28 protein-coding genes are annotated in these 26396 nt (G+C 61.4%); 10 read left to right on the top strand and 18 right to left on the bottom strand.

Features of this window, described 5'->3' with window-relative positions; genetic code table 11:
* The first annotated feature begins 38 nt into the window (after positions 1-38).
* The 4 genes from ABH944_RS08675 (at position 39) to ABH944_RS08690 (ending at position 4240) form a co-directional block, all read left to right on the top strand.
* The gene (locus ABH944_RS08675) at positions 39-248 is read left to right on the top strand and encodes a DUF1656 domain-containing protein (protein WP_404605630.1); all 210 of its coding nucleotides are present in this window, start codon (positions 39-41) and stop codon (positions 246-248) included.
* A gap of 7 nt (positions 249-255) precedes the next feature.
* Positions 256-1293 carry an efflux RND transporter periplasmic adaptor subunit gene (locus ABH944_RS08680; RefSeq protein WP_404605629.1) on the top strand — a complete coding sequence of 346 codons (1038 nt, stop codon included), beginning with the start codon at positions 256-258 and terminating at the stop codon, positions 1291-1293.
* Positions 1290-2768 (top strand): efflux transporter outer membrane subunit, encoded by a 1479-nt coding sequence (locus ABH944_RS08685; protein ID WP_404605627.1) that lies wholly within the window; start codon positions 1290-1292, stop codon positions 2766-2768. Before ABH944_RS08680 ends, ABH944_RS08685 begins: the two co-directional genes overlap by 4 nt.
* Before the next feature lie 353 nt (positions 2769-3121).
* Positions 3122-4240 carry a zinc-binding metallopeptidase family protein gene (locus tag ABH944_RS08690; protein WP_404605626.1) on the top strand — a complete coding sequence of 373 codons (1119 nt, stop codon included), beginning with the start codon at positions 3122-3124 and terminating at the stop codon, positions 4238-4240.
* 6 nt (positions 4241-4246) lie between these two features.
* Here the strand turns inward: ABH944_RS08690 and ABH944_RS08695 are convergent, their stop codons facing one another.
* The 3 genes from ABH944_RS08695 to ABH944_RS08705 all read right to left on the bottom strand — a co-directional run bounded on the left by ABH944_RS08695 (position 4247) and on the right by ABH944_RS08705 (position 7463).
* The gene (locus ABH944_RS08695; RefSeq protein ID WP_404605624.1) at positions 4247-5614 is read right to left on the bottom strand and encodes an MFS transporter; all 1368 of its coding nucleotides are present in this window, start codon (positions 5612-5614) and stop codon (positions 4247-4249) included.
* A gap of 512 nt (positions 5615-6126) precedes the next feature.
* The gene (locus tag ABH944_RS08700) at positions 6127-6531 is read right to left on the bottom strand and encodes a PaaI family thioesterase (RefSeq protein WP_097267468.1); all 405 of its coding nucleotides are present in this window, start codon (positions 6529-6531) and stop codon (positions 6127-6129) included.
* A 158-nt stretch (positions 6532-6689) separates the two neighbouring features.
* Positions 6690-7463, bottom strand: a complete 774-nt coding sequence (locus ABH944_RS08705) for an SDR family NAD(P)-dependent oxidoreductase (RefSeq protein ID WP_404605622.1) — start codon at positions 7461-7463, stop codon at positions 6690-6692.
* 231 nt (positions 7464-7694) lie between these two features.
* Here ABH944_RS08705 and ABH944_RS08710 point away from each other — a divergent pair, with 231 nt between their 5' ends.
* Entirely contained in the window at positions 7695-9722 is a 2028-nt protein-coding gene (locus ABH944_RS08710) for an ATP-binding response regulator (protein WP_404605621.1), read from the top strand.
* Positions 9723-9781: 59 nt separating this feature from the next.
* Here the strand turns inward: ABH944_RS08710 and mazF are convergent, their stop codons facing one another.
* The 3 genes from mazF to ABH944_RS08725 all read right to left on the bottom strand — a co-directional run bounded on the left by mazF (position 9782) and on the right by ABH944_RS08725 (position 11249).
* The gene (mazF, locus tag ABH944_RS08715) at positions 9782-10132 is read right to left on the bottom strand and encodes an endoribonuclease MazF (RefSeq protein WP_404605619.1); all 351 of its coding nucleotides are present in this window, start codon (positions 10130-10132) and stop codon (positions 9782-9784) included.
* The gene (locus tag ABH944_RS08720; protein WP_404605617.1) at positions 10132-10374 is read right to left on the bottom strand and encodes an AbrB/MazE/SpoVT family DNA-binding domain-containing protein; all 243 of its coding nucleotides are present in this window, start codon (positions 10372-10374) and stop codon (positions 10132-10134) included. The genes mazF and ABH944_RS08720 overlap by 1 nt, the downstream gene beginning before the upstream one ends.
* A 164-nt stretch (positions 10375-10538) precedes the next feature.
* The gene (locus ABH944_RS08725; protein WP_404659349.1) at positions 10539-11249 is read right to left on the bottom strand and encodes a response regulator; all 711 of its coding nucleotides are present in this window, start codon (positions 11247-11249) and stop codon (positions 10539-10541) included.
* 262 nt (positions 11250-11511) lie between these two features.
* On the opposite strand from ABH944_RS08725, the gene ABH944_RS08730 reads away from it, so the two are divergent.
* Complete coding sequence (locus ABH944_RS08730; RefSeq protein ID WP_062083395.1) at positions 11512-11973, top strand: response regulator; 462 nt, start codon at positions 11512-11514, stop codon at positions 11971-11973.
* Between the two features lie 72 nt (positions 11974-12045).
* Here the strand turns inward: ABH944_RS08730 and ABH944_RS08735 are convergent, their stop codons facing one another.
* The 12 genes from ABH944_RS08735 to ABH944_RS08790 form a co-directional block, all read right to left on the bottom strand.
* Positions 12046-12216, bottom strand: a complete 171-nt coding sequence (locus ABH944_RS08735; protein WP_404605613.1) for a hypothetical protein — start codon at positions 12214-12216, stop codon at positions 12046-12048.
* Between the two features lie 253 nt (positions 12217-12469).
* A complete protein-coding gene (locus ABH944_RS08740; protein ID WP_404605995.1) occupies positions 12470-14164 on the bottom strand; it encodes a methyl-accepting chemotaxis protein in 1695 nt (564 codons plus the stop codon).
* Positions 14165-14707: 543 nt separating this feature from the next.
* A complete protein-coding gene (locus ABH944_RS08745; RefSeq protein ID WP_404605611.1) occupies positions 14708-14932 on the bottom strand; it encodes a hypothetical protein in 225 nt (74 codons plus the stop codon).
* Between the two features lie 390 nt (positions 14933-15322).
* Entirely contained in the window at positions 15323-15526 is a 204-nt protein-coding gene (locus tag ABH944_RS08750; RefSeq protein ID WP_031362000.1) for a cold-shock protein, read from the bottom strand.
* A gap of 279 nt (positions 15527-15805) precedes the next feature.
* Positions 15806-16090 (bottom strand): DUF6723 family protein, encoded by a 285-nt coding sequence (locus ABH944_RS08755; RefSeq protein ID WP_404605609.1) that lies wholly within the window; start codon positions 16088-16090, stop codon positions 15806-15808.
* Entirely contained in the window at positions 16087-16371 is a 285-nt protein-coding gene (locus ABH944_RS08760; RefSeq protein WP_097267483.1) for a hypothetical protein, read from the bottom strand. The genes ABH944_RS08755 and ABH944_RS08760 overlap by 4 nt, the downstream gene beginning before the upstream one ends.
* 67 nt (positions 16372-16438) lie before the next feature.
* Positions 16439-16816 (bottom strand): hypothetical protein, encoded by a 378-nt coding sequence (locus ABH944_RS08765; RefSeq protein WP_404605608.1) that lies wholly within the window; start codon positions 16814-16816, stop codon positions 16439-16441.
* Positions 16817-17568: 752 nt separating this feature from the next.
* The gene (locus ABH944_RS08770; RefSeq protein WP_404605607.1) at positions 17569-18972 is read right to left on the bottom strand and encodes an efflux transporter outer membrane subunit; all 1404 of its coding nucleotides are present in this window, start codon (positions 18970-18972) and stop codon (positions 17569-17571) included.
* Positions 18973-18980: 8 nt separating this feature from the next.
* Complete coding sequence (locus tag ABH944_RS08775) at positions 18981-20555, bottom strand: DHA2 family efflux MFS transporter permease subunit (protein ID WP_404605605.1); 1575 nt, start codon at positions 20553-20555, stop codon at positions 18981-18983.
* Positions 20552-21652: an HlyD family secretion protein gene (locus tag ABH944_RS08780; RefSeq protein WP_404605603.1), complete on the bottom strand. Its 1101-nt coding sequence runs from the start codon at positions 21650-21652 to the stop codon at positions 20552-20554. Before ABH944_RS08780 ends, ABH944_RS08775 begins: the two co-directional genes overlap by 4 nt.
* A 68-nt stretch (positions 21653-21720) precedes the next feature.
* On the bottom strand, positions 21721-22143 hold the full coding sequence (locus ABH944_RS08785) for a MarR family winged helix-turn-helix transcriptional regulator (RefSeq protein ID WP_404605601.1): 423 nt from the start codon (positions 22141-22143) through the stop codon (positions 21721-21723).
* A gap of 133 nt (positions 22144-22276) precedes the next feature.
* Positions 22277-23173: a LysR family transcriptional regulator gene (locus ABH944_RS08790; RefSeq protein WP_404605600.1), complete on the bottom strand. Its 897-nt coding sequence runs from the start codon at positions 23171-23173 to the stop codon at positions 22277-22279.
* Between the two features lie 201 nt (positions 23174-23374).
* Between ABH944_RS08790 and ABH944_RS08795 the strand changes: the two genes are divergently transcribed.
* From ABH944_RS08795 to ABH944_RS08810, 4 genes are read left to right on the top strand one after another with little or no spacing between them, the layout of a single operon-like run.
* Complete coding sequence (locus tag ABH944_RS08795) at positions 23375-24115, top strand: IclR family transcriptional regulator (RefSeq protein WP_097267493.1); 741 nt, start codon at positions 23375-23377, stop codon at positions 24113-24115.
* A gap of 47 nt (positions 24116-24162) precedes the next feature.
* Complete coding sequence (locus ABH944_RS08800) at positions 24163-24909, top strand: transporter substrate-binding domain-containing protein (RefSeq protein WP_404605598.1); 747 nt, start codon at positions 24163-24165, stop codon at positions 24907-24909.
* Positions 24910-24935: 26 nt separating this feature from the next.
* Positions 24936-25601, top strand: coding sequence for an amino acid ABC transporter permease (locus ABH944_RS08805; RefSeq protein ID WP_404605597.1), 666 nt, complete (start codon positions 24936-24938; stop codon positions 25599-25601).
* Between the two features lie 2 nt (positions 25602-25603).
* On the top strand, positions 25604-26383 hold the full coding sequence (locus tag ABH944_RS08810) for an amino acid ABC transporter ATP-binding protein (RefSeq protein ID WP_404605596.1): 780 nt from the start codon (positions 25604-25606) through the stop codon (positions 26381-26383).
* Positions 26384-26396 lie beyond the last annotated feature (13 nt).

Raw genomic sequence — 26396 nt, forward strand, 5'->3', positions numbered from 1 at the left:
CGCTGCTCCTTCCATTCCTTTTCCGACGGCACCCCGCGATGATCGGTGAAATCGATATCTACGGCGTGTACCTGCCCGCCGTGCTGGTACTGATGCTGGTCTCGTACCTTTTCTGCCTGATCGTCACGCGGGTGTTCGCCCGTGTCGGGCTGTACCGCTTCATCTGGCATCGCTCCATTTTCGATCTCGCGATCTACGTGATCGTGCTCGGCGTCGTGGTCATTGTTTCGCATCGGCTATTACCGTGAATTTACCGTGAAAAAAACCTGGTTCTCCGTTGGACAGATCCTCTTTACGCTCGTCGTCGTGGCGATCGCCGCATTCGTGTTGTGGCGGCTGGTCGACTACTACATGTTCGCGCCCTGGACCCGCGACGGCCACGTGCGCGCCGACGTCGTGCAGGTGGCGCCCGACGTGGGCGGCCTGATCGTGAGCGTGAACGTGGTCGACAGCCAGCCGGTGAACGCGGGCCAGGTGCTGTTCGTCATCGACCAGGCGCGCTACGAACTCGCGCTGCGCCAGGCGCAGGCAACGGCCCTGCAGCGCCGCGCGACGCTCGATCAGGCGCGAAGGGAAGACGCCCGCAACCGTGCGCTCGGCGACCTCGTGGCGCGTGAAGTGACCGAGGAAACCCACTCGCGCGTGCAAACGGCGGAAGCGGCGCTGGCGGATGCAGATGTCGCTATCGACACCGCGAAGCTCAACCTGCAGCGCACGACGGTGGTGAGTCCCGTCGATGGTTATCTCAACGATCGCGCGCCGCGCACGGGCGAATACGTGACGGCGGGACGCTCGGTGCTGTCGGTGGTGGACCTGCACTCGTTCCGTGTCGATGGTTATTTCGAAGAGACCAAGCTTCACGGGATCGATATCGGGCAACCGGTAGACATCAAGGTGATGGGCGAGACAAAAATACTGCGGGGGCACGTGCAGAGCATCGTGGCGGGGATCGAGGATCGCGACCGCACGCAAGGATCGAATCTCCTGCCGAACGTGAATCCGGCGTTTAGCTGGGTGCGGCTGGCGCAGCGCATTCCGGTGCGCATCGCGCTGGATGAAGTGCCGGCAGACTTTCGCATGATCGCGGGGCGCACGGCGACGGTGTCGGTGCGCGATATCGCGCCGCTCGCCAAATCGAACCCGCCGGCGGGTGCGGCGGGTGCCGGTGGCGCGAGCGGGATCGTGGCCGCTTCAGGCGCTTCTGCCATGGCTCCCGTGAGCGCTGCAAGCGGTGTATTACCGGTTAGCGGCACTGCCACCGCCACCGCCTCTGCGCCGGGTGCGAGTCAATGAAGATGCCGCACGCTCTTGTCCTGACGCCGTTCGTGCTCGCGCTTGCCGCGTGTTTTACCGTTGGTCCCGACTACTCGGTACCGAAAGACGCCGTCGTCAATGCGCCGTTCGCCAACGCCCCGCTCGACGGCGCGGACGGCCAGTCGACAATCTCGAGCGGGCCCGTGCCGGCGCACTGGTGGCGTCTCTACGACGACCCCGTCCTCGACGATCTGGTCCAGCAAGCCATGGCGTCGAATACGGACTTGCGCGTTGCCGCGGCCAATCTCGGCCGCTCGCGCGCCGCGCTCGGCGTGGCGCAGGCGCAAGGCGGCTTTTCAGGCGGGACATCGGCTGCGTTCAAACGCGCGCAGGAATCGGCGGAGCAATACCTGCTGACGGAAAAGATCCCGGTCGCGAATGAAGGCGATATCGGCATCAACATTTCTTATGAGCTTGATCTGTTCGGCACGCTTCGCCGAGGCGTGGAAGCGGCGCGTGCCGATAGCGATGCAACCCAGGCCGCCGCCGATCTTGCGCGCATTACGGTAGTAGCGGACGTGGTGCGGGCTTACGTGCAGAATTGTTCGGCGGCGGAGGAACTCGGCATTGCGCAACGCTCGCTAGACCTGCAGCGCCAGCGGGTGTCCGTATCGCGGCGCTTGCAGCAGGCGGGCCGCGGCAATCTACCCGATGTCACGAGCGGCCAGACGCAGGTGGAAACACTCTCGGCAAATATTCCGGTCTTCACGGCACGCCGGCGGATTGCGCAATACCAGCTCGCCACGCTGCTGGCGCGTGCGCCCGCCGATCTGCCCAAGGGCGTGTTTGCCTGCAACAAGACACCGGTGATCGCGCAGCCGCTGCCCGTAGGCGATGGCGCCGCGCTGCTGCGCCGCCGTCCCGACGTACGCGAGGCGGAACGAAAACTGGCTGGATCGACGGCGAGGATCGGCGTGGCCACGGGTGCGCTGTTTCCAACGGTGACCCTGGGGGCATCGGCGGGGCTGACCGGCGTGCTCGAGGATCTCGGCACGCAACCCACCGCACGTTGGGGCTTTGGTCCCCTGATTAGCTGGACCTTCCCGGTGAACGGTCAGCGCGGGCGAATCCGCGAAGCGCAATACGGCGCCGATGCCGCGCTTGCCCAGTTCGATGGCGTCGTGTTGAAGGCGCTGCGGGAAACGCAGTCGAGCCTCGCCACGTATGCCGCCGATTACACCCGCGCCGATGCGTTGACGGCCGCGCAGAAATCAGCGGCTGAATCCGCCGACCAGACTCATCGCTTCTTTCTCGCCGGACGGGAGTCGTTTATCGCCGATCTGGATGCGACGCGAACGCTGACATCGACGAATGCGCAGTTGGCGGCGGCAAGAGGACAGGTCGCGCTGGATCAGGTCAACCTGTTCCTCGCATTGGGCGGCGGCTGGGAAATGGACCCGGCCACGGCAGCAGCCGCGCCGCTGGGCGCAAGCGCCAGCGCGCCGAGTCAGTGAAGCATCATGACTTCGCAGCTTCCCTGGCTGGTGAATTAAATCGTCATCCTGATTAATTATTCAGCCAAATCGCATTGCGGTGATTTATGCGGATGCACGTTTGAAACCTGCGCCCTTCGCTCTCTTATAATCCGGGCATCTCCCCACATCGCCCACTTGCCCGTGCGACGCATCCGCCAGCAGAAACGCCATCTGCTCGCCTATGAATATAAAACTGTTGTGACAGCGAATCTGACAGAACGCGTAAGCTAGGCCCGAGGCTGCCCGACGGCATGCAGGTTGCTTCGAAGAACTTCCAGCGCGCATGCCCATACTAGGGGAACATGCACCATGTACTTCGATACCCCCGGCCTATGAAAACGTTCCATTGCAATCATTGCAATCAACTGGTGTTCTTCGAGAATTTTCGCTGCGAACGCTGCGAGTCGCTGCTTGGTTTCATCCCGGAAATCGCTGAAATCAGCGCTTTCGAAGACGCTGGCCACGGCCTCTGGCGCAGCCGGCACCCTGAACGCCCAGGCGCGCTTTACAAACGCTGTCATAACTACGAAGTCGAAAAAGTCTGCAACTGGATGGTTCCGGCCGAGTCCACCGACCCGCTGTGCCACGCCTGCCGGCTGACGCACACCATTCCCAACCTTCGCATAGCCAACCGCCGCTACTACTGGTTTCGCCTGGAAGCAGCCAAACGCCGCCTGCTCTATACGCTGGGCGCGCTGGGGTTGCGGGTGGAATCACGTCAGGTCAACCCGAAAACGGGGCTGCAGTTCAAATTCCTGGAAGATAAGCGCGGCAAAAGAGTGCTGACCGGTCACGATAACGGCCTGATCACCATGAACATTGCCGAAGCCGACGACGCGCAACGCGAACGCGTGCGGCTCTCGATGGGTGAGCCGTACCGGACGCTGCTGGGCCATTTCCGGCACGAGATAGGTCACTATTATTTCGATCGCCTGATTGCGAATACCCCGTGGATTGCGGATTTTCGCGCACTATTCGGCGACGAGCGGGCGAATTACCGCGAAGCGCTGGCCGCGCACTATAAAGACGGGCCACCGCCGGACTGGGGCAAATCGTTCGTCAGCGCGTACGCGACCACGCATCCGTGGGAGGACTGGGCGGAAACCTGGGCGCATTACCTGCACATCGTGGACACCGTCGATACCGCCATGGCCTGCGGTGTCGCGCTCATGCCGGGAAACTCGCTGGACCCTACGCTTTCGGCCAAGGCGCCGCCGGGCGAAGCCACCTTCGATCATCTGATGAAACAGTGGTTTCCGCTCACCTACGCGTTGAACAGCCTGAATCGCAGTCTCGGCATGCCGGACGCTTACCCGTTCGCGCTCGCGCCGCCCGTCGTCGAAAAACTGCGCTTCGTGGATCGCGTGATCGCAGCCTCGCGGCCAGCCCAGCCGCCGCCGGGCGTAGCCGTTTCAGCGGTCATCAAATCGCCGGCGACCAGCAGCAAATAGCAACCGCTAAGCGGCTGACCCCGGTACGCTTTTCAATGCGGCGGCGGTCGCATCGGAATGAACAGCACCCGCGCCGTGCAGCGAGACCTTCGACGTTTCCGGCAGCATCAATCCACCGATCAATCCCATCACCGAGATCACGATCAGGTACAACGCCGGCGACATGTTGTTGCCCGTCGTCGTGATCAGCCACGTGGCGACGAGCGGCGCCGTGCCGCCAAACACCGTATAGGCCAGGTTGTAGGTGATGGCGGAAGCCGTATAGCGCGTGCGCGTCGGAAACACCTCCGACAACAACGGCGCCGTGACCACGTTCGCCAACACCCCGCCAAGCGCCAGCAGGCCCACGCCAATCACCGACGGCAAGAAGTGCCCCGACCCCGCCAGCGAGAACGACGGATAGACGGTCGCGATCAGGATGACGCACGCCGTCAACACAGTTTTCCGGCGGCCGACCCAGTCCGAATACAGTCCGGCCAGCGGACACAGCGCCGCCGCGAAAAACAACGCAATCACCGTGATCAGCAGCGACGTCGCGCGATTCAACCCGCCCGCCACTTGCAGATAGGTCGCGAAATAAGTGGTGAACATGTAGAACGACAACGCCGTCACCGAGATGAACGCCCCCAGTTTAAGAATGCCCGACGCCTGCGTGCGCAGCGTGTCGCGCAGCGGCGCGTGCGCCACGTCGTGCTCGCCTTCAAGCGCGCGGAAAGCGGGAGTTTCGTTGAGACTCATCCGCAGGTACAGCCCGATCAGGCCGATAGGCGCTGCAGCCAGGAACGGTACGCGCCAGCCCCAGGTGCTCATGGCATCGGCGGAAAGGGAGGCATCGAGTGCATACGCAACGACCGCCGCCACTGCGAAGGACGAGAACGTCGATACCGGTATAAAGCTGCCGTAACGCGCGCGCTTGTGTTGCGGCGCGTGTTCCATCACGTAGGCGCATGCACCGGCATATTCGCCACCGGCGGAAAACCCCTGCACGCAGCGGATGACTGTCAGCAGGAACGGCGCGAGCGCGCCGACGGCGGCATACGTCGGCAGCAAGCCGATCAGCGTGGTGGCGCCGGCCATCATCAGGATGGTCAACGCAAGCGTGCGCTTGCGGCCAATCCGGTCGCCAATCACGCCAAACACAATGCCGCCCAGCGGCCGGAATGCAAACGCCACGGCGAAAACGGCGAAGGTCTTGAGCAGCCCGATCGCTGGGTCGCCGCTCGGGAAGAACTCGCGCGTGAGAATGGTTGCGAGAAAACCATACGCGGCAAAGTCGAACCATTCGACGAAGTTGCCGATCGAGGCCGCGAAAATCACCTTGCGCAGCGTTTTCAGATCGACTTCAGGGGGCGATGCTTCCAACGTTCTCGACATTCGATGACTCCCGGGAAAAGGAACGGCGTTGCAGGATGGTTTTCTAGCGAGCCGGCACACCGGAAACGCGCTGGATGGGTCCCTTTGAGTAGATGCGACCATAAACCCCGCTCCTAGAACGATCACGTCAAGGTGATAGGACCGAAGCGACATCGATCCGGCCGGCTACGGGTGCGGCCCGGGCGAACGCGGCGCTCCCGAGGAACGGGGACACGGTCCGGTATTTGCAGAATCTGCGCGCAGCCGAACTCCGCACGTCGTTGTTACCGGCTCGAACTGGCTGGAAAGGCAGGTGCGTTTCGCCGTTGACGACCGCGACGGTTCATCGGTCGAACAGGTCATGGAGATGACCGGACCCCGCTGCGAATGCGTCGGGTGTCACTGCAGTTGCACAGGCCCTGAAGTGCCGAACCGGACGATGCACAACCGGCTCAGGCCAATGCGCGCGATGACGGCTGGTCCGAGGCCGTGCTCAAGCAGGCGCTTTTTAACGGCATGCCGCTAGAAGAGAATCACTTCTTGCCATGCGTGCCGGCATATTTGAACGTCCCTTGCGCACTCGCAATCAGGAGCTTGTCATCGACCCACGCTTCGCCGCGCGAGAAGAAGATGCTGCGCCCCTGCCGCTCGATGAAACCCTTCGCCGTCACGCTTTCACCCAGACCGGTATCGAGATAATTCACCGTCAGCGAAAGCGTGAAACCGTGAATGGCCGGCTCGCCCTCCTCGGCATAAAGGCCCGCATAACCGCACGCGGCGTCGAGCAAGGTCGCTACCGCGCCGCCTTGCAACACGCCTTGCCGGTTCAGGTTGCGCGCCTGGATCGGCATGCGAAACTCGGCATAACCGCTCTTCCACGCAACCAGGCGGGCATCGAGGAATTCGAGAAACGGATTGTCGAGAATGAAATCGGACATCGAAAAGGCTCCTGCCGGGTAAGTAGGGTTTAACCAAAGCGTTCAGCCAAGACTGTGCCATGGCGAAGCGTTTGGCGTGCGAAGACGCCCGGCCGGCGACGCGGGTTCATCATGTCTGTAAGCACGCTACACGCAGTTACCACGCGGCAAGCGCTTCCTCACCCCGGTAGCCGAATCCCCGACAAGCGCTCACACGCTTCAATCAGCCGATCCTGCAAATCCGCGTCGCGGGCGGCCACGCTCGGCTCGCGCCGTTTCATATGGAAGAAATATTCGCCGGTCACCCTTGCGGCTGGATCATTGCTGACGGCGAGCCAGGCCTGTGTCTGCGGGGCAGCCTTCAGGTCATCGGGCGCGCCGGCGCCGCCCATCCTGGTCGGCACCCAGCCCGGATGCACGGCGTTGGAAAACACGCCGGGCCAGCGGCGCGCCACGCCGAACGCGAGCAGGACGTCATGCAATTTTGAATCGGAATAGGCGCTTGCGCCTTGCCACGACCGCTGCTTCCACAGAAGATCGTCGAGACTGGCGTCGCCACTTTCATGCAGGCCCGAGCTGAGATAGACCAGGCGCTGGGGCTTATCGATCAACGCGGTCAGGATGTAAGGCGCGAGCGTGTTGACGGCGAAGACATGCGGCAAGCCATCAACAGTCTCAATGCGTCGCGGCTCGCGATACCCCACGGCCGCGTTATGGATCACAGCATCGAAATGTCCGAGCCGGTTCACTTGCAGAGCCACTCGGGTAGTCTCTTCGATACTGGACAAATCGCCGGATGCAGCGGCTTGTGCACCCGATACCGCTTGCATCGCTTCATGCGCGCGTTCTTCATGGCGGGCGTGCAACACCACCTGATGCCCTTGCGCCACCAGCAGACGGGCAGCCATTTGACCGAGTCCATCGGCCGAGCCGGTAATGAAAATGCGTGACATGGCAGCACCTTTCAATGATCAGATGAATCAGCACCCAATGAATATTGATTCGGTCAACTTGAAGGTGAGCGTAACGTGAGAGCTTGTCCTTAGCGAGCGCGCCGTTCATCAAGCCCATGACATGCAGTCATGGACGGTAAGCACTTGGGATACTTTGTAAAAAACGATGTTTGCTTCAGGCCCGTGGTCAGCTAAAGTAATCGATCACGCCCTTTTTCGAGTGAGCGAATCATGGACGTCCCGAAGCATGTTGCCGACCTTGCCGCGCCCAAGCCGTCGCGGCTCTTTTCCTCGTCCGCGCGCGACGCGGGGTTAAGTCTCGTCCGCAATCTCTCGATTCCCAAGCCTTTCCCCGAAGCCGCCTTCGAAGCGCAGTTCCTTGAAGACCACAGCCGTCGTTTCTGCGCGTTCCGCCGCGCGTCAGCGCTTCTCGCGCTGAGCGTATGGGTCTGCTTTCTCTGGTACGACTTCAACTTCGGCCGCGAAAGCACCGTGCTTGCACCCGTATTCATGCAGATCATGGCGCTGCGGCTGGCCGGCATCGTGTTGCTGATGTTCGTCGGCAGCCTGACCTTGAGGGCCTCGTTCGCGACGCATGCCACATCACAGCGCGTGATCCTCACCGGCGTCTACGGCTGCAATTTGCTGCTGCTTCTGCTCGTGGCCCTGGCGCCCGGGCCGTTCAATTACACCTGGTATTTCGTTGGCCTCTACCTCGTATTTTTCTTCCAGTTCGGCTTTTTCTACCTGAAGTCCAGGGTCGCGCTGACGGCCGCCGTGGTCACGTTTTCAGCAGTCATCCTGTTGCAGCTCACCATCAGGATTCTCTCGCCCGAAGACTTCTACATGGGGCTGTTCTATCTCTTCAACGTGGTCGTGATCGGCCATGGGGTGTGCGTGCATGCGGAGCGGGTATCGCGTGAGCGCTTCGCGGCAGAGCGTGCACTCGGTGTGCTCAATAACGAGCTCCTCACCGCAAACGTTCAACTGGAACGAAAGAACCTGGACCTGCTGGCGTCGAAGAAGGATCAGGACACCAAGACCAACGCGTTGCTTGCGCTCAAGGAGCAGCAGATGCTCGCCGCGGAAACCGCGAGCAAGGAGAAGTCGAATTTCCTGGCAGCCGCCACGCATGATTTGCGGCAGCCCATGCACGCGCTAAATCTCTTCCTGCAAGCCGCCGCCGAAGCGCTGCATCACGACGACGTGGCCGAAGCCGGCCGGCTGATCGATGAATCCGGCCGTTCCTCGGTGATCCTCGCGCGCTTCCTGAACGCGGTGCTCGATCTGTCGCGGCTCGAGTCAGGCCGGGTCGTGCCGCGCTATCACGTGTTTGACCTCAAGATCGCCGTGCTGGAAGCGGCTGAACAACTGCGCCCGCTTGCAGCCATGCACGGTGTCGAGTTGCGGCTGCGCATGCCTGAGGCGCCCGTATACGTGCGCAGCGACGCGCATTGGCTTGGGCGGGCCATCGTGAACCTGGTGTCGAACGGCATTCGTTACGCCGATGCCAGCAACAAAGCCACGCCCGTGGTTATTGTGGGCGTGGTGCGCTCGGCCACGCGAACGCGTATTGATGTGGTGGACAACGGCATTGGCATTGCATCGGAACATTGGGACTCGATCTTCCAGCCGTTCTTCCAGGTGGGCAATACCGAGCGGGACAGCGACCGGGGCCTGGGCCTCGGCCTGTCGATCGTGAACGCCGTGGTGTCGATCCTGGAGGAGCATCGGATCGAGTTGAAATCGACCGAAGGACGCGGTTCACGCTTCTCGCTCGAAATGCCCATTTGCGGTTCCCCTCTGGGCGAAACCGCGCCGCGTACGCGAGGCGAGACCGCCGATCTGCAGACCGTGCCGCTGGATGGGCTCTACGTATTGCTGGTGGAGGACGACAGCCTCGTGCGGGCATCGACGGAAGCGTTGCTCGTGCAGTGGGGCATGCTGTTCGACTCCGCCAGCAGCTTCAAGGAGTTCGAAGAGATGCTGGACACCATTGAGCGCTATCCGGATCTCATCATCACGGACTTCCGCTTGCGCGATTCAAAAACCGCGCGCGAAGTGGCCATGCTGGGCGCGCAGAAAATCGGGCGCCGCTGCCCGTGCCTGGTCGTCACCGGCGAACCGGCTGCGACCATCGTGCCGCTTGCCTGCGATCACGACGTATTGAGCAAGCCTGTCAGCCCCGCTGAGTTGCGCCGGCAGATTGCATCGCTGATATCGGGGCGCGCGGAGGGTGAAACCGCAAGACCTTGCTGAAGGGAAGGAGATGGGAGGCGGATGCAACCGCCGGGCTGGGGCGTAAGCCCGCTGGCAGGTTAGGGCCTGATTTTGGGAAACCCGATGAGGGCGCCAATTTTCGCTCTTACGTCAGCGAGTTCACTTGAAGAAACCTGGCCCTTGCGGGTTGCCTTGCGCGCCCCCCAATCCAGACTCTGGACCTGATCGGCCAGGACCGCCTGCTGCCGGTCGCCACCAATGACCACCTCGAACGGATAACCCTTGATCTGCGTTGTCATAGGGCAACAAAGCATCAACCCAGTCTTGTTGTTGTATGTCGATGGACTGAGCACGAGCGCGGGTCGGTGCCCGGCTTGTTCGTGACCTGCCTGCGGGTCGACATGCAGCGACACCATATCGCCGGCTTCCGGCACGTAACGACGTACCATCAGAAGGTTTCCTCGCCGAGTGCCGGGCCAAAACTGACTTCGGCGTGCAAGTTTTCCCGCGTTATACCGGCCAGCAGCTGATCAAGGTCGTATTCTTTGGAACGCACCGGCTCGATAACGATCCGTCCGCCTTCCTCATGCACGTCTACAATCTCGTCCAGATTCAGGCCGATCGCATCCATCACCGCGGCGGGAATGCGCACTGCTGCGCTATTACCCCATTTCTTCACCGTTACGCGCATTTCAATCCCCTGTATCGTCAATGTAGATGCTATGCCATGACACCAAGGCAGTAGCAACATTGTAGATACATGAGAACGCATGCATTGTGAAAGGGCGGCCCGCTGTTCTCAGCGCGCCGGCCCGTCCATACTTGTTTTTATAAATCTCTCAGATCCAGCCAACCCTACCGTGCCGCGGTCGCGGCCACGGTATTGCCCATCGGCATCTCGATTCCCCGGCGCGCCATCTCCACGATCAGGAACGTGCGCCGCGTCACGTGAAACCGCGCGAGGAGATCGCTTGAATACTCCTTGGCGGTGTTCTCGCTGATATTCATTTTTCTCGCGATCGCCTTGTTCGACAAACCCTGCAACAAATAGCGCAACGTTTCAGTCAGGCGCGGCGGCAGGTTCAGCGACTCCACCGTCACGCCGGAATGCGTCGACACCGGCTTGGGGCTGTGACCGCCCTTTCCCAGCACACTGTTGGGCAGATACACGCGGCCGCTCAGAATCGTCTTGAGGGCCTCGCGGAAAACGCCTGCCCCTTGCTCACTCGCCTTCGAAATAAAGCCGCATGCGCCGCTCCTGATGCATTCCAGCACCGTATCGCGGTCGTCTTGTGCGGACAGCATGATGGTCTGTACCTCGCGCTCCTGCTCCCCGATCCAGTTCAGCAGATCGAGTCCCGTGGAATTCCCCCGCAATTGATAGTCGAGGAAGACGAGATCGTACGAGCGCGCGGAGAGCTTCTCCGTGGCCTGTTCGAAGCCGTCAGCCTCGTCGATGTCGAGTAACGGTTCGTTGGCGAGGATCAGGCTTTTCATGGCGCTTCTCGTGAGCCCCTCATCCTCGACCAGCAGCACCGTTTTGAAATTGCCGTTTTCCATTGCCATTCCCGTAAATCACACCCTGATGGTAACGGCATGTCGGGGCGTCGCCACCCCCCCTTTCGCAGGGATACGAAGGGGGGTCTGCGACCCCCCCGAAAAATCAGGCCCTGCCCCCTCCTCGACCGGGTTTTGCGGCAAAAGTTTAACCGCGACACTGCGTCATCGGTTCCGCAGCACTCCCGACGCCGGATTCGAAACAGCCGTTCATGGAGGTAATACGGCCCCGGCGCCTCGCCCAGTCACATAAAACCAAAAGGAGGACACCATGAGCAATCGCTCAGGCACGGATGATGAAAGACACTTTGCATTGTGGAGCAACAAGCAAGCACGCATGCCGATTGGATCACCGCGGGTACTCATTGCCCACCAGGACAAACTGATCGGGGAGTCGCTGGCCGCGCTGCTACGGCTGACCGGGCTGCAGGTCATGCATACGCAGAGCCTGAAATCCGCCCGGTCACTACTGCAGAACTGGAAACCCCAGGCATTGATACTGGACACGCGGCTCGACAGCGAATCCGGTTACGCCTTCATCAACGCACTGCGCCCTGACGCCGACCTCACCGGCCGCCTGCTGGTCGCAATCAGTAACATCTGGCCGGCCGATCCGGTCGAAACGCTGAAAGACGCAGGCTTCGACGCTCACTGCCGGCGGCCCTGCGCCACCTGGCGCCTGGCAGAGATGCTGGCCACCTACTTCTCGATACCGAAACGGTGCCAGTACTGACGCTGCGCTGAATTCACGCCGACGCCGACGTCGACGCCGCCAACACCGGCTGTACTGAACTGAAAGACAAGCTCAAGTGAACATGATGACGATCAACACCGCGCCGCCCACTGACATTCCGTCTTCTATCAGTGCCGCCGGCAAATCACGGCCCATTGCGTGAGGCCGCGCACCGCGAACACCCGCGCCACAGGGCGCGCCGATGACAGCGCCTATCCGCCCTGCCACTGCACCGCCAATCATCGGAGCCCGCCGCCGCACCCAGCGCGGCGCGGCTCACCGCACCGCGACGCCGGCGCTTAAAAACCGGCGTATCAATGTCCGTAATACAGCGCGACGAGACCAATCAAAAACAATCGTTCGGATGACGAATCATTGTTCGAACGTAAATATATAACATAACGGGCGTATATAAAACGCATCAGCAAGGCATTCAAGGAGCGCGACCCCGGTCGCGCTGCTTTGCTTCATTCACCTGCCGGGAGATGGCAGGGCGTCAGAACGCGCTCCAACTCTCCTCGCCGGCGCTGGCCGTTTTCAGCGGTGCGACCAGTAAGGTGGGCGAACGTTTAACGGTACGTTTGGCGACCGGGGAAGCAGCCACGCGAACCACCGGTTTTACGACGGGATGTGACGCACCCGTCGCGCCCTCCATCTGGAAGAACGCCACCGCCTCCGTCAACTGCCGGCCCTGATCCTGCAGCGACTGGGACGCCGCCGCCGCTTCTTCCACCAGTGCAGCGTTCTGCTGCGTGACTTCGTCCATCTGCGTGATGGCCTGATTCACTTGCTCTATGCCTCGACCTTGCTCGATCGATGCCGCCGCTATTTCCTCCATGATGTCGGTCACTCGCGCCACCGCCTGAGTCACCTCCGACATCGTCTCGCCGGCCTGACTGGCAAGCGCTGAACCATTCTGGATCTGCTGCACCGAGCTCGCGATCAGGTCCTTGATTTCCTTCGCCGCATTCGACGACCGCTGCGCGAGACTGCGCACTTCGCTCGCAACCACGGCGAAACCGCGGCCCTGTTCACCGGCACGCGCCGCTTCGACCGCCGCATTCAACGCCAGGATATTGGTCTGGAACGCAATCCCTTCGATAATCCCTGTGATCTCGGCAATCTTCGCCGAGCTTTCGCTGATGCCGTGCATGGTGTCGACCACTTGCCCGACCACCTTGTTGCCACGCTGGGCAACATCCGAAGCGCTTGTCGCCAGCACGCTTGCCTGCTGCGCGTTTTCGGTGTTCTGCCTGACCGTCGACGTCAGCTCTTCCATGCTCGCCGCCGTTTCCTCCAGCGACGCGGCCTGCTCTTCGGTGCGCTGGCTGAGGTCGGTATTGCCCGTCGCAATCTCCATCGACGCACTCGCTATGCTGCCGCTGCTTTCACGCACGCGGCTCACGGTTTCGATCAGCCGCGCGTTCATGTCGGCGAGGGCACCGAGCAACTGGCCGGTCTCATCGTTCTGAGTCACCACAATACGGCTGCGAAGGTCGCCCCGCGCCACCGTGCTCGCGACATCGACGGCGCGCCGGATCGGCAGCGTGATCGAGCGCGTGATGAGCACGCCCGCCGCCACCGCCATGCCAATAGCAGCAACGCAAAGGGCGATCAGCAGGTTGCGCTGCGTTTGATACTGGTCTTCGGAGTCGCGCACCAGCTGGTCCTGGCGGTTCCGCGTGAAATCGCCGTAGGCGTCCGTCGCTTTAACGAGCGCGGCCAGCAGCGGCCGGCATTCGTTGTCCATCTTCACGATGGCCTCGTCGTGTTTGCCGGCAAGCGCGAGCGCCACGATATCGTTGGCAACCGGCCCGTACAGCGTCTCCACCCTATCAATTTCGCCGACCAGACTGCGCGCGGTATCACTGCTGTCGGGTCCGCTCGCGACCATGGCTTTCAATAGCTTCAGCTTCGCCTGCACGTCTTCCGAAGCACGGATGACATCGGCTTTCTCGATTTCAAGATCTACGGGTTTTGTGACCAGGACAAGATTGCGAGCAGCAATAGCGCGGCGATCCACTGCCGTACGTACTTGTGCCGCCATGTCCGCGCGGGCGCTGGGTCCATGCACATAGTTCGAAAATCCATCGGTCGAACTGCTCAGCGCGTGCAGCGACATCGCCGACACACCTAGCACAATGGCTGAAAGCACACCGAATCCAGCAACGAGCTTGCTCTTGATGGTCATGTGTTTGAAGTTCACGTGGTGACTCCTGCCCGAACGGGCTCTTGACGGCTGAATAGCCGCTGCCGTCCTTGGCCCCCCAAGCGCCGGCAGCGGTATGAGTGCAGCGCGGACACCTCGATCCGTGTGTCCGCACGCCGTGCCTGTCGTAAAGTGTTTGTTGACGGCGAGGCTCTCACCCCTCGAACGCGTTAATTTTGCTGTTGCTCCGTCGCACATTTACCGATGCAGGCAAATGGTTTATCGACCGCACCGGAAGATTGCTTGAGGGTAAAGATGCAGATTCTTTACAGGTATTTCTGCGATCCCATTTACGGACCCATGCAGGACGGGCTTAACGCCATTTTTATAGGGTAAATACTCATTCGATCAGCTGAAATGAAAACGGCGCACCTTAGGGCGCGCCGGCTGGACACATGCGCTTGCTGCGCGTGTCAGGAAACTATGAAAGCAAGCCGGACAGACCGGACTTGTGAATACGTTATCTGGAGAGTGCTTTAAACAGCAAGCCCTTTCGATGCGGCGAATAACGGCCCGCTACGGGAATCAGCCGCGGGTGTCGACCCAGTGCCGTGCCCACTTGCGTGAATGACCGAGTGCTTGCGCTTCGTTCTTGAAATAATCGAGAACGTGGAACTGATAGCAGCTGCCCTTTTCGCTGCCGCTGTTACGCTCGAGCAAAAGGTTCGACGCGAAGGATCCATCAGGCAGACGATGGGCGGAGGGAACGACTTTATAGCCGTTGTACAAATAAATATTAGAGTTATGCATAAGTTGAAACACACGAACAAACGCGGGTCCGACACATTGTTTGTCAGGACGCGTTGATAACAGGCACCAGGCCTTAAAAATTCGCAGAGGAAACAGCAGAAAAACAGCAGAAAGCAGCCGAAATCACAAGCGCGCCAACGAAATATTAACGTTCCGTTTGAATCGCGACGTGTGGCAGCGAAGTTGCAGGAGATTGCAGAGGGACTAAAGCGGACTAAAGTGGATGTGCAAACAAATGCAAGCAGAGGCAGACAGGTGCAATGCTGGTGGTAGCGGTGTCGTTCAATAAAGGCAACTGCCGCAACCGGGAACCGAAGCTCCGCGAAAACATTTACTACTCGCGTAAATTAGCGTGAGCTAATTTACGCGATAAATCACTTACACCACCAATTACAGCGGGGTAATGTTCGAAGCTTGCAGACCCTTCGGGCCTTGCTTGGTTTCGAAGCTAACCTTTTGGTTTTCGGCGAGCGTCTTGAAGCCGTCGCTACGAATTTCCGAAAAGTGGGCGAAGAGGTCGTCGCCGCCTGCGTCAGGCGTAATGAAGCCGAAGCCCTTGCTGTCGTTGAACCACTTAACGATACCGGTATCCATATTAAATCCTTGAAAATATAAAGATGATGCAACCCCGTATTGAGGCGAGAGAAGCTTCAAGGAAGTGAGAGGACAACAAATACCGCGGAGATAACGAGGCAGAATGATGAACAGCAATCGAGCTTCTTGAATACTTCGACCTTTAGGTTACGTGCCGCGACGTAAGGTGTCAAGCTATTTCGGACTGCGCTGAGTCACAGTGTAACGATCACTTCCGGCTTTTAGCCGGTTTCTAGCCGATGTGCAGCCGCTCGCCGCGCGGGCAAAGCGCCCGGACGGTCACTCAGGCACCGCGATGTCGCCGTCCACGAGGCTGGCACCGTACTGCTCCGCGTAATCGCGAGCGCTTTGCGCGTCCGGGAAAAGCGGCATGTCTGCGCAACCGACAAACGGATAAATCACGCGCTTGTCGCTCAGGCGCGTGATACGCAGCGTGGGCATGGTTCCGCCCGTTGCGCGCCTTGACGAGGCCGCCACGTTGTAATTGGCCCACCCGGCCGGCTTGTCGCCCGCCCGGTTATCGAGCGAAGCGGTCGAAGGTGAATGATCGAGCGAATAACTCATAGGTCGGCGATCGATTCGCCGGCGACGTTGCCGTCGATCAGCCGTTCTGCATAGCGCGTGGACGCCAGCCGCGCTTCGCCCGAGCCGCTGAACGGACCCTCGCCCGGCACCCGGTACACGCGGCTGGTGGTCGTGCTGTCGTCAACGCCGCGCCGGGAAATCTTCACGGCGGCGTCGAAACCCGCGTCGTAGTGGCGCGAACCGTCCGCGCCACGCGGCTTGTGCGGGTAGATCAGCGGATAAATTTCGAGGCCGCGGTAGCTTCTTACAGTGTCGTTCATGATGTTCTTCAGTTATTGCGCGACGTCCCGAGGTCTTGTCGCGCGTGGGTGCTGCGAGCGTTGCCGCTCATGTGGCGTTGTCTGCGCCACCTGGCTGTAAGGGTGCGGGCGCAGCCGTCACGGATGGCTGGAACCGCCTTACGGAGCGGGAAAAGCGCCCGCTGCGAGCGTTATACAAAGCACCTGCCTGGACCTTGCCGTCAATGATGTCACGACCGTATTGCATGGCCAGCTCGATTGCATCTTCGGCGTTAGCCGGCTCGGCGCCCTTGATTGCCGGTGAATAGCGCTTGGACGTTGCGCTGTCGGACGGTACGGCGTCTATCTGAACAATCGCGGAAAAACGCTTGGGACCTTTTGCAAACGGATCGCCATGCGGCGGGAAAATCTGCTGCGAATAAGCGCGCAATGCATAGCCGCGATATTCGATGGTATGGATGGTCATAACGCACTCGCTGGACACACTGCGCTGACCGTCGGGAAAATCTGCTGAAGACCGATATGCAAACTGGCGGTCATCGGCATCGGAACGATTAAGAATGCGCTCAATCGTTGCGTGAGGCAAGGCAAATCGACGTTTGACCGAGATTGCACGGATGCCGGAGGTGCTTGACCAGCGGAGGCGCCACGACCATTTTTAAAGCACTGGTCGAAGTACGCCGGTCGCTTTTTCCTGCGTCAGCACGAATTTCGTCACCGGCAGCACTTTTGGCCGAATCCAGACCGGGACAACGAATTCAAGCCGTTTTAGCGCATCAGAACGCTGGACGAAAATGGCTTACCGCACCAATAAAGATCTGTAGTTTCGTGGCGCGCCATCCGCTGAATAAAATACGCTGGCGTATTCCCCGCCCGCGCTGCAATTTTTATATTGACCCAGCGCGGCAAACTCTTGCCGATATTCCACAACGCACTCGGTTACACCGGGATTTTTGTCGACACCGCGACGAAAACCGCTGGATTCATCTCATAAAACTTCAGCTAGTGCCCATAAATAGAACGCCGTTTCAACTTGCGTCGAAACGGCGGTTTCAAGCTTGCTTGAACCCTGGATTCGTTGCAGGGGGTGATCGGCCCGTGGATGTCGATCTTCAATGCGAAGACCGCGCAGGGTGACGGCATTCGCCGCCAGCATGAGTCACTGAACACAAAGGATGCCCGATGTTACGTGCGCCTCGTACCGGCCCTTTGCGTGCATCACTCCTCCTTCGTCTCGCTCCAGCCGCCGCCGAGCGAGCGGTACAGCGCGACCGCTGCCAGCGCGTGTTCGCGCCTCGCCTGGTTCAGCGCATCCGAGTCCTGCAGATACGCTTCCTGCGCCGCGAGCACATCGAGGAAACCGCTCGCACCGCCCTTATAAAGTTGCGTAGAGAGGCGCAGCGACTGGTCGGACGATTGCAAGGCGTCCTTCAGGCGGTCCGCCTGTTCCGACGTGCTGACGAGATCAGTGCGCGTGTCCTCCACGTCTTTCAGCGCCTGCAGCATGGTCTGCCGGAGATGCAGATCGGACTCGCGCATGCGGCTTTCGCTCTGCTCGATGCTTGCCGTGATGCGCCCGGCGTTGAAAATCGGGCTCGTCGCATTGAGCGCGGCGCTGAAGAGATTATCGCTGAGCGTGGGCAAACCAAGATAAGACGACGCCAGCAACCCGTCAGTCAGTTGCAGCGAAAACTTAGGATAACGATCCGCCTGCGCAACGCCCACTTCCGCTGCGCGTTGCGTGAGCTCGGCGTAGGCGCTGCGGACATCCGGACGGCGCAGTAAAGCCTCCGAAGGCAGCATCCGGGGCACGGCGCCCGATGGCGTCGGAATGGTTCCGGGCGTCGCGAGCACAAGAGCATCCACGGATTCGGGCGTGCGTCCCGAGTACACCGCGATCAGACTTAGCTGATGCTGGATGGTGGCGGCGGCACGCGGCAAACGCGCCTGCAGTTCACTCAACTGGTTCTGCGCACGGGTGACGTCGAGACGCGGCGAGAGCCCGTATTGCATGCGTTCCTGGGTCAGGCGCAGCGCACGCTCCCGGATCGCGACATTGTCCTGCAGGATCTTCTGTTCGCTTTGCGCCCAGCGCAGGTCCACATACGCCGACGCCGTGTTTGCCGCGAGCGCAAGACGAAGTGCATCGACATCATGTTGACGGCCCGTCAATTGCGCCTGTGCCGCCAGCAGTTCAAGACGCTCCCCGCCGAATATATCGGGTGTCCATCCAAGCGCCAGACCGGCGCCCGCCTGGCGAACATAGCCGAGCGGCGGTGGCGTGTTCTGGCGCGCATCGGCGGCGGTGGCCGTGGCGTCGAGTTCCGGCAGGAGCGCCGCGCGGCGCTGGGTCGTCACGGCCTGGGCCTGTTTCATCCGCTCAAGTGCGGCTTGAACATCCAGGTTCTGGCTCAGCACCGAACTCACCAGTTCATGCAGCACCGGGTCGCCGAACTGCTGCCACCACGCGTCGGCATTCGCACTGTCCTGCGGCGCGTCGGCGCTCCAGTTCGCGGGCGCTATCGAGTGAACCGTCGACGGTAAATCCGCATGGCTTGCGGGCTGCACGGCGCACGCCGCGAGCGTCATGCTCGCTGCCAGTGCCAATAGAATCTTATGCATGGTCGGTCTCAATGAGCGTCAGGGGAAGGCGGCGCGGCGCCGATGGGCCGCACGAAAATCACGCTGACTATGCCGATGGCGAAGCACATCGCGAGTACGAAGAAGGTGTCGGAGAAGGTCATCACCAGCGCTTCGCGAAACACCAGCGCATGCAGGTTCGCAAGACCCGCATTGGTTGCGTTCAGCGCGTCCCCCGCCACCGATCCCCAGTGCGAGAACTGCCGCGACAGGAACGCTTCCGTCTCAGGACTGCCCGCCGTGACACTTTCACTGATGCGCAGATAGTGAAAATTCAGCCGGTCGTTGAGCATGGTCGCGCTGACCGCAATGCCGATCGCGCCGCCAAGATTGCGCATCAGGTTGAACAGGCCGCTTGCCGACTTCAGGCGCGATTGCGGCAGCGAACCGAGCGCCATCGTCACGATGGGCGGCACCGCGAACTGCTGGCCAATACCGCGCAGCGCCTGCGGCAACAGCAGTTGCTGCCAGCCCCAGTCGTTCGTGAGCGGCACGTAGAAATAACAGCCGAGGCCGAAACACACGAGGCCAAAGAGCAGACACCAGCGCATGTCGACGAGACGTGAGGTGAACGCATAAGCGGCAAGCGCAAGCAACTGGAACACACCCACCGAGAGCAATGCAATGCCGATCTGCAGCGAATCCAGTTCCCGCACGCGGCTGAGGAACAGCGGCGTGAGAAACACCGCGACGAAGATGCCGATACCCGTCACGAACGACAGCAAACAGCCGATTGCGAAATTCCTGACCGCGAGCGCGCGCAGATCGACAATGGGGTCTTTCGCAGTGAACGCATGCACGAGAAACAGGAAACCGCAAATGGCGGAGATCCAGGTGCAGGTGATGATCACGTCGTCGCCGAACCAGTTCTTGCGCGGGCCCTCTTCGAGCACGTATTCAAGGCAGCCGAGAAAACCCGACATCAACGCAATGCCCAGGTAGTCGCCCTTCTTCAGCAACGCAAGGTCGGGTTCGTCGATATGCACGAACCTCGGCACCAGGATCGCAACGACGAGCCCCGGCGCAAGATTCAGATAGAACAACCAGTGCCACGACCATTGCGACGTGATCCATCCACCGATCACGGGACCGATCGCAGGGGCGAGCGAAGCGAGCGCACCGATCGTGGTCGACGCAATCAGCCGCTGCTTGCCGGGGAACAGGACGAATGCCGTGGTGAAGACGGTCGGGATCATTGCCGCGCCGAGCGCGCCTTGCAAGCCACGGAAAATGATCATCGAATTGATGTCCCACGCGAGGCCGCACAGCATGCTCGTGATGGTGAAGCCGACCGCGGAAGCCACGAACAGCCATCGTGTGGAGAACACTTTGGAGAGCCAGCCGGACATCGGGATCACCAGGATTTCCGCAATCAGATACGAGGTCTGCACCCACGAGAGTTCATCCTGGCTCGCGGACAGACCGCCGCCGATTTCCTTCAGCGACGACGCCACGATCTGGATGTCCAGCGTCGCCATGAAGAAGCCCAGGCACATCAGCGCAAACGCGAAAACACGCTGTTTCGTGGGCTGATTGGCGGGGTTCAGTGCAACGGCCGGGCTCATGAGCGGCTCGCGCTGTCGAGGTGCACGGTCACCGTTGCCGAAAGGCCGGGGCGCAGCACGTTCTGCATGTCCTCCGGTACGTCGAGGCGGATCCGCACCGGCACGCGCTGCACGATCTTCGTGAAGTTGCCGGTCGCGTTCTCGGGTGGCAGTACGCTGAAAGTAGCGCCGGTCGCGGGCGCCAGGCTTTCCACATGACCCTGGAAGGTCCCGCTGGAGGCATCAAGCGAACCGTCCACGCGGTCGCCCACATGCATCTTCTTGAGCTGGTCTTCCTTGAAGTTCGCATCGATCCACAAACCATCGGCGGGCACGATGGTCAGCAGCGACGCTCCCGTGTTCGCGAGCATGCCCACGCGCGCCGTGCGGTTACCAACGTACCCGTCCACGGGCGCCCGGATGGTCGTGTACTCCACGTTCAGTTCGGCTACGCGCCGCAACGCTTCAGCAGTCGCAACCCGCGCGCGGGCGTCGTCTATCTGTGCGGCAAGCACGGCGAGCTGGCGTTGCGAGGCAAGCGCCGCTGCGTTGCTGTTATCGAGCGTGGCGCGGGCCTTCAGGTAGTCCGCATCCGCACGTTCGACCACCTGGTTCGATACCGCTTCGTCCTTGACGAGTTGCCGGTAACGCACCTGATCGGACGCGCTGCGCGTGACTTCCGCCGCCGACGCCCGCACTTGCGCCTGGCTCTGGTTGATCACGGCGGCCTGCAGTTGCTGCCTCGCTTCAAGCTCGGCAACCGCGGCGTGTGCGCCCTGCACATCGGCGTCGGCCTGCGCAAGCCTTGCGTCGTAGTCTCGCGAATCCAGCCGGATCAGCACCTGATTGGCCTTCACACGCTGGTTGTCGGAAACCAGCAGCTCGGTAACGAAACCGTTCACCTTCGGCGCCATCACCGTCACGTTGCCGCCGACGTATGCGTCGTCCGTGCTTTGAATGAAACGCAGCACGGTGAACCAGTACGTCGCAGCGGCAGCGAGCACGATCACCACGACGATGATCGCCAGCGGCATCCAGCCGAGTCGGAAAGGCCGCCGCGCTCCGCGCTCAGCCGTGGGCGCGGCGGTGGAGGCAAGCGGCGTGGAAGGAGTGGTCATCGGTGGGTCCTGTTGGTTGCATCGAATGGTTTGTTGCCGGCATCGGCATGGTGAGCGGGCCGCATGATCTACTCGCTGGTCAGGCGGAACAGTTCGCGCCGCAGAAGTGCTGCCTGTCGCCGCCCGAACTTCGCCTCGAATTCTTCTTGTGCCGCCTGCCAGTGCCGCAGCGCATCGGCAAGCTTGGCCCGGCCGCCTTCGGTCAGCGTCAACTGCAAACGCCGCTGACAAGGCCCGCCCAGCTTCGCCAGGACCAGTCCGGCGCGCAGCAGCGGCTGCAGCACCCTGACTAGCGTGGTGCGTTCCATCACCATTGCCTGCGCGAGTTCCGCCATGGTCATCTCCGGCGTACGCTCGAGCGCGGAAACAATGCTGAATTGCGTCGGTGTGATCTGTACCGCCGACAAATGCCGCTCATACAACTGCGAGATGTGCCGCGCAGCCTGGCGAACCGCAAAACAGTCGTCGTGTCTGGGAGGGCGTGTGTGCATGTGCACAGATTATGTGTGCATATGCACGCGGTCAACCGTCATTGCGCGCATTAATTAATGACGAATCTGTTAACAATCGAAAAGAAATCGATGCGAAATGAAGATGAAAGCCTGCGCTGCTTGCGCTCTATGCTCAGGCTTCGAAGAATTCCGCCGCGTGTTCGATGAACGCGCGCACCTTGGCCGGCAGTAGCGTGCGGCTGCTGTAGGCCAGCCGGATTTCGATCGCACCGTCGACGATCTCGAACTCGTCCAGCAGCGACACCAGCCTGCCGGACGCCAGCTCGTCGCGTACCAGCGCCGCCGGCAGCACGCCCAGGCCGAAGCCCTCCAGCACCAGTTCGCGGTTCAGCACCGCGTTGTTCGAGGTCACGTCCGCCTTCAGCGGCACCGTGATCTGTTCGCCGCCGTCCAGCCGGAACGTCAGCATGGGTTTGCGGATCGATGCGTGCATGGCGACGAATTCAAGCCCGGCGAGCGCGGACGGATGCGTCGGCCGCTCCTTGCCCTTCAGATACCCCGGCGTCACCACAATGACAAGCGGAATGCGTTCGAGCAGGCGCGTGACCGTGGTGTCGCTGGTCAACATGAAGGGCAGCACGACACCGAGGTCGTAACCGTCCGCGACCAGGTCCACGGGACGCTCGGTCAGGGTGACGTCGAGTCCGATCAGCGGGTATCGGCGGCGGAAAGTAGCGATCAGCGGGACCAGCCGGTTGACCGTTGCCGTCGTATGCGCGACCAGGCGCAGCATGCCCGTCGGATCACTGGTGCGATCAGACGCCTGCGCCTCCAGCGCGTCGAGCTCATCCAGCACGCGTGAACAGCCCGCGAAGAATTGTTCGGCAGTCTCGGTCAGCGAGATATGGCGCGTGGTGCGATGAAAGAGCCGGTTGCCGAGGCGCTGCTCGAGCGTGGCGATGGCCCGCGACACGACCGGCGGCGACACGCCCAGCAGATCCGCTGCCCGCGTGAAGCTTTTCGCTTCCACGACCGCGCGGAACACTTTGAGGCTTGTCAGGTAGTCCATGTCTCGGTCCTTGGATGATGTTGCACTGGTGGTCGCACGCACCCGGTCGATTCAGTCGCGCAACGCCCGGATTCTGCTGCAAGCCGGATTTTTCTGCCGATGATCGTGTAGCACCAGGATAAAACCAGCCTCATCAAGTCATTTTCCCATCCAGTAAGAAATGATTTCCTTTTTTGAGAATTGGCGAGGGAGACTTTCGCCATGAGACAGCCGGCCGAAACTTCCTCCGCCATCGATCGCGTGCTCCACGCGCTGACCAGCGTCGCGCGTGCGGGACGCCCGATCGGCGCCAAGCAGATCGCAGCGGACATGGGCGCGCCCTTGTCCACCGTATACCGGCTGCTGGGCTCGCTCAAACAGTGGGGCCTCTTGCAGGAGCACGCGAATTCGGGACTGTTCGAGCCGGGTCCGTCCAGCGTGCAACTCGCCTGGGGATTCGACCAGAACGCGCAGCTCGTGACACAGAGCCGCGACGAAATCAGGGCGCTCGTGCAGCGGACAGGCGAGAGTGTCGGCCTGCTCGTGCCGATCAATGACGCGGTCGTGTGCCTCTCGATGGTCGAAAGCGACCAGCCGCTGCGCTGCTCGTTCTCCCGAGGCCGGACGCATCCGCTGACGCGCGGCGCCTCTGCAAAAGCGCTGCTCGCGTTCCTGCCCGAATCGCAGGCTGACGCCCTGATCGCCGCCAGCGCGCCCGACGATCCAGCAAGTGCCGCCGCGCTGCGCGCGCAACTGGAGGAGATTCGCCGGCGGCGCTTCGCGACCAGCGAGAGCGAAGTCGATATAGGCGTGTGGGGCGTGAGCGCCCCGCTTATATCCGATGCGGGGCGGCTGGAAGGCACCATCACATTGATGGCGCCGGTTGTGCGCATTGCAGGACGTGAAGCCGAACTGGCGCAACTCACGCGCGCAGCGGCAGACCGCATCAGCTACAAACTTTGAGCCCCTTATTTTCAACTTTGATTGCCCACGCATCCAAGGAAACCAGCATGAAACTGATCCCGGCACTTTCCGCCCTCGCGCTCGCCGTTGTAGTGAGCGTAGCCGCCGCGCCCACCGCCCGCGCCGCCGATGACACCATCCGCGTGGCGACCGACGCGACCTTTCCTCCGCTCGAATTCGTCAAGGACGGCAAGCGCACGGGCTTTGACATCGAGTTGATCGACGCCATGGCCAAGGTCATGGGCAAGAAAGTGCAGTGGGTGGACATCGATTTCAAGGGGCTGATTCCGGGGCTGATCGCGAATCGCTTCGATGTCGCCGCGTCGGGCATCTACATGACGGACGAGCGCCGCAAGGTCGTCGATTTCACCGATCCGTACTACAAGGGCGGCCTCGTCGTGCTGGTGCGCAAGAACGATACGTCGATCAAGACGCCCGCCGATCTCGACGGCAAGAAAGTGACTGTGCAGGTGGGCACGAAATCGGTTGGCTTCCTTAAAGACAACTACCCGAAGGTGCAGCGTGTGGAAGTTGAAAAGAACCAGGAGATGTTCGATCTGGTCAACATAGGCCGCGCCGATGCCGCGGTCACCGGACGCCCTGCCGCCGTGGAATACGCAAAGGTGCAACCCAACGTGCGGGTGCTCGACAAGGGGCTCACCACCGAGCTGTACGGCTTCGCTTTGCGCAAGGACGAAACCGCGTTGACCGCCGAGATGAACAAGGCGCTGCAGACCTTGCGCGCCAATGGTGCCTACGACGCCCTCGCGACGAAGTGGTTCGGCAAGCAGTGACGCGGCAGTCCCGATTGGAGTAACCGATGACGCTCGATTTTTCGCCCGTATGGGCAAGCTGGGAAGCGCTCGCGACTGGAGCCGCGACGACTGTCGAAGTCACGGCTTGTTCACTCGTGCTCGGCTGTGTCCTGGGCCTGCTGGTGGGCATCGGCAGGCTCGCGCCGCAGCGCCGCGTGGTCTACGGCATCTGCACCGCCTATCTCACGTTCATACGCGGCACGCCCCTGCTCGTGCAGCTTTTTATCTTGTTCTTCGGCTTGCCCCAGTTCGGCATCATGCTGCCCGCGTTTGCGTGCGGCGTGCTGGGGCTCGGCGTTTACAGCGGCGCGTATGTGTCGGAGATCGTGCGAGGGTCGATTCAATCCGTGGATCGTGGGCAGATGGAAGCCGCCAGATCACTTGGCATGCCTTATCGAATGGCCATGCGCAAGGTGATCTTGCCGCAAGCGTTCGTACGCATGATTCCGCCGCTCGGCAACGAGTTCATTGCGCTGATCAAGAACTCGGCGCTGGTCTCGCTACTGACAATCAATGACCTGATGCACGAAGGCGAGAAGATCATCAGCGTGTCGTACCGGTCGCTGGAGGTGTATATCGCGATCGCGTTCATCTACCTGGTCCTGACGAGCGCGACGTCGCTGGTATTACGCAAGACCGAGCGATCGCTGCGTGCAGACGGGAGAGTCTGAGCATGAACACACCCGTGAATGAACCCATTGTTTCAGTCAGGCAACTGGCGAAGTCGTTCGGCTCCAACCGCGTGTTGAACGGGATCGACATCGACGTCCAGCCGTCCCAGGTGATCGTGGTGATCGGACCAAGCGGTTCGGGCAAGAGCACCTTCCTGCGCTGCCTGAACGGGCTGGAAACGGCTGAAGAAGGCACGGTCCGCATCTGCGGACATGCGCTGGTGGACAACGGCCGGATGATCGATGAGAACGGCCTGAACCGCATCCGCCGGGACGTGGGCATGGTGTTTCAATCGTTCAACCTGTTTCCGCACCTGACCGTGCTGCAGAACGTCACGCTCGCCCCGCGCTCGCTGGCGCGCGTGAGCGCGGCAGACGCCGAACAACAGGCGCGCGCCCTCCTGGCGAAGGTCGGGCTCGAGCACAAGGCGGAGGTATATCCGGGCACTTTGTCCGGCGGCCAGAAGCAACGCGTGGCAATAGCGCGGGCGCTTGCAATGCGCCCGCAGGTCATGCTCTTCGACGAACCCACGTCCGCGCTCGACCCCGAACTCGTAGGCGAAGTGCTGCAGGTCATGCAGACGCTCGCGAGCGAAGGCATGACCATGCTGATCGTCACGCACGAAATGAACTTTGCGCGCGACGTGGCGGATACGGTCGTGGTGATGGACCACGGCAGCGTGATCGAGGCGGGACCGCCCGCGCAGATTTTCGCGGCACCCCGTGAAGCGCGCACGCGCAGCTTCCTGCAAGCGGTCTTGTCGCGCGAACCGGCGGCATGACGGCGCCCACACG

The sequence above is a fragment of the Caballeronia udeis genome (assembly GCF_044909315.1).
Taxonomy (GTDB): domain Bacteria; phylum Pseudomonadota; class Gammaproteobacteria; order Burkholderiales; family Burkholderiaceae; genus Caballeronia; species Caballeronia udeis_A.

Bases quoted from the DNA above. Each gene is read 5' to 3' on its own strand.
- ABH944_RS08675 (WP_404605630.1), top strand. From the start codon at position 39: ATGATCGGTGAAATCGATATCTACGGCGTGTACCTGCCCGCCGTGCTG.
- ABH944_RS08685 (WP_404605627.1), top strand. From the start codon at position 1,290: ATGAAGATGCCGCACGCTCTTGTCCTGACGCCGTTCGTGCTCGCGCTT.
- ABH944_RS08690 (WP_404605626.1), top strand. From the start codon at position 3,122: ATGAAAACGTTCCATTGCAATCATTGCAATCAACTGGTGTTCTTCGAG.
- ABH944_RS08695 (WP_404605624.1), bottom strand. From the start codon at position 5,614: ATGTCGAGAACGTTGGAAGCATCGCCCCCTGAAGTCGATCTGAAAACG.
- ABH944_RS08700 (WP_097267468.1), bottom strand. From the start codon at position 6,531: ATGTCCGATTTCATTCTCGACAATCCGTTTCTCGAATTCCTCGATGCC.
- ABH944_RS08705 (WP_404605622.1), bottom strand. From the start codon at position 7,463: ATGTCACGCATTTTCATTACCGGCTCGGCCGATGGACTCGGTCAAATG.
- ABH944_RS08710 (WP_404605621.1), top strand. From the start codon at position 7,695: ATGGACGTCCCGAAGCATGTTGCCGACCTTGCCGCGCCCAAGCCGTCG.
- mazF (WP_404605619.1), bottom strand. From the start codon at position 10,132: ATGGTACGTCGTTACGTGCCGGAAGCCGGCGATATGGTGTCGCTGCAT.
- ABH944_RS08720 (WP_404605617.1), bottom strand. From the start codon at position 10,374: ATGCGCGTAACGGTGAAGAAATGGGGTAATAGCGCAGCAGTGCGCATT.
- ABH944_RS08725 (WP_404659349.1), bottom strand. From the start codon at position 11,249: ATGGCAATGGAAAACGGCAATTTCAAAACGGTGCTGCTGGTCGAGGAT.
- ABH944_RS08730 (WP_062083395.1), top strand. From the start codon at position 11,512: ATGAGCAATCGCTCAGGCACGGATGATGAAAGACACTTTGCATTGTGG.
- ABH944_RS08735 (WP_404605613.1), bottom strand. From the start codon at position 12,216: ATGATTGGCGGTGCAGTGGCAGGGCGGATAGGCGCTGTCATCGGCGCG.
- ABH944_RS08740 (WP_404605995.1), bottom strand. From the start codon at position 14,164: ATGACCATCAAGAGCAAGCTCGTTGCTGGATTCGGTGTGCTTTCAGCC.
- ABH944_RS08745 (WP_404605611.1), bottom strand. From the start codon at position 14,932: ATGCATAACTCTAATATTTATTTGTACAACGGCTATAAAGTCGTTCCC.
- ABH944_RS08750 (WP_031362000.1), bottom strand. From the start codon at position 15,526: ATGGATACCGGTATCGTTAAGTGGTTCAACGACAGCAAGGGCTTCGGC.
- ABH944_RS08755 (WP_404605609.1), bottom strand. From the start codon at position 16,090: ATGAGTTATTCGCTCGATCATTCACCTTCGACCGCTTCGCTCGATAAC.
- ABH944_RS08760 (WP_097267483.1), bottom strand. From the start codon at position 16,371: ATGAACGACACTGTAAGAAGCTACCGCGGCCTCGAAATTTATCCGCTG.
- ABH944_RS08765 (WP_404605608.1), bottom strand. From the start codon at position 16,816: ATGACCATCCATACCATCGAATATCGCGGCTATGCATTGCGCGCTTAT.
- ABH944_RS08770 (WP_404605607.1), bottom strand. From the start codon at position 18,972: ATGCATAAGATTCTATTGGCACTGGCAGCGAGCATGACGCTCGCGGCG.
- ABH944_RS08775 (WP_404605605.1), bottom strand. From the start codon at position 20,555: ATGAGCCCGGCCGTTGCACTGAACCCCGCCAATCAGCCCACGAAACAG.
- ABH944_RS08780 (WP_404605603.1), bottom strand. From the start codon at position 21,652: ATGACCACTCCTTCCACGCCGCTTGCCTCCACCGCCGCGCCCACGGCT.
- ABH944_RS08785 (WP_404605601.1), bottom strand. From the start codon at position 22,143: ATGCACACACGCCCTCCCAGACACGACGACTGTTTTGCGGTTCGCCAG.
- ABH944_RS08790 (WP_404605600.1), bottom strand. From the start codon at position 23,173: ATGGACTACCTGACAAGCCTCAAAGTGTTCCGCGCGGTCGTGGAAGCG.
- ABH944_RS08795 (WP_097267493.1), top strand. From the start codon at position 23,375: ATGAGACAGCCGGCCGAAACTTCCTCCGCCATCGATCGCGTGCTCCAC.
- ABH944_RS08800 (WP_404605598.1), top strand. From the start codon at position 24,163: ATGAAACTGATCCCGGCACTTTCCGCCCTCGCGCTCGCCGTTGTAGTG.
- ABH944_RS08805 (WP_404605597.1), top strand. From the start codon at position 24,936: ATGACGCTCGATTTTTCGCCCGTATGGGCAAGCTGGGAAGCGCTCGCG.
- ABH944_RS08810 (WP_404605596.1), top strand. From the start codon at position 25,604: ATGAACACACCCGTGAATGAACCCATTGTTTCAGTCAGGCAACTGGCG.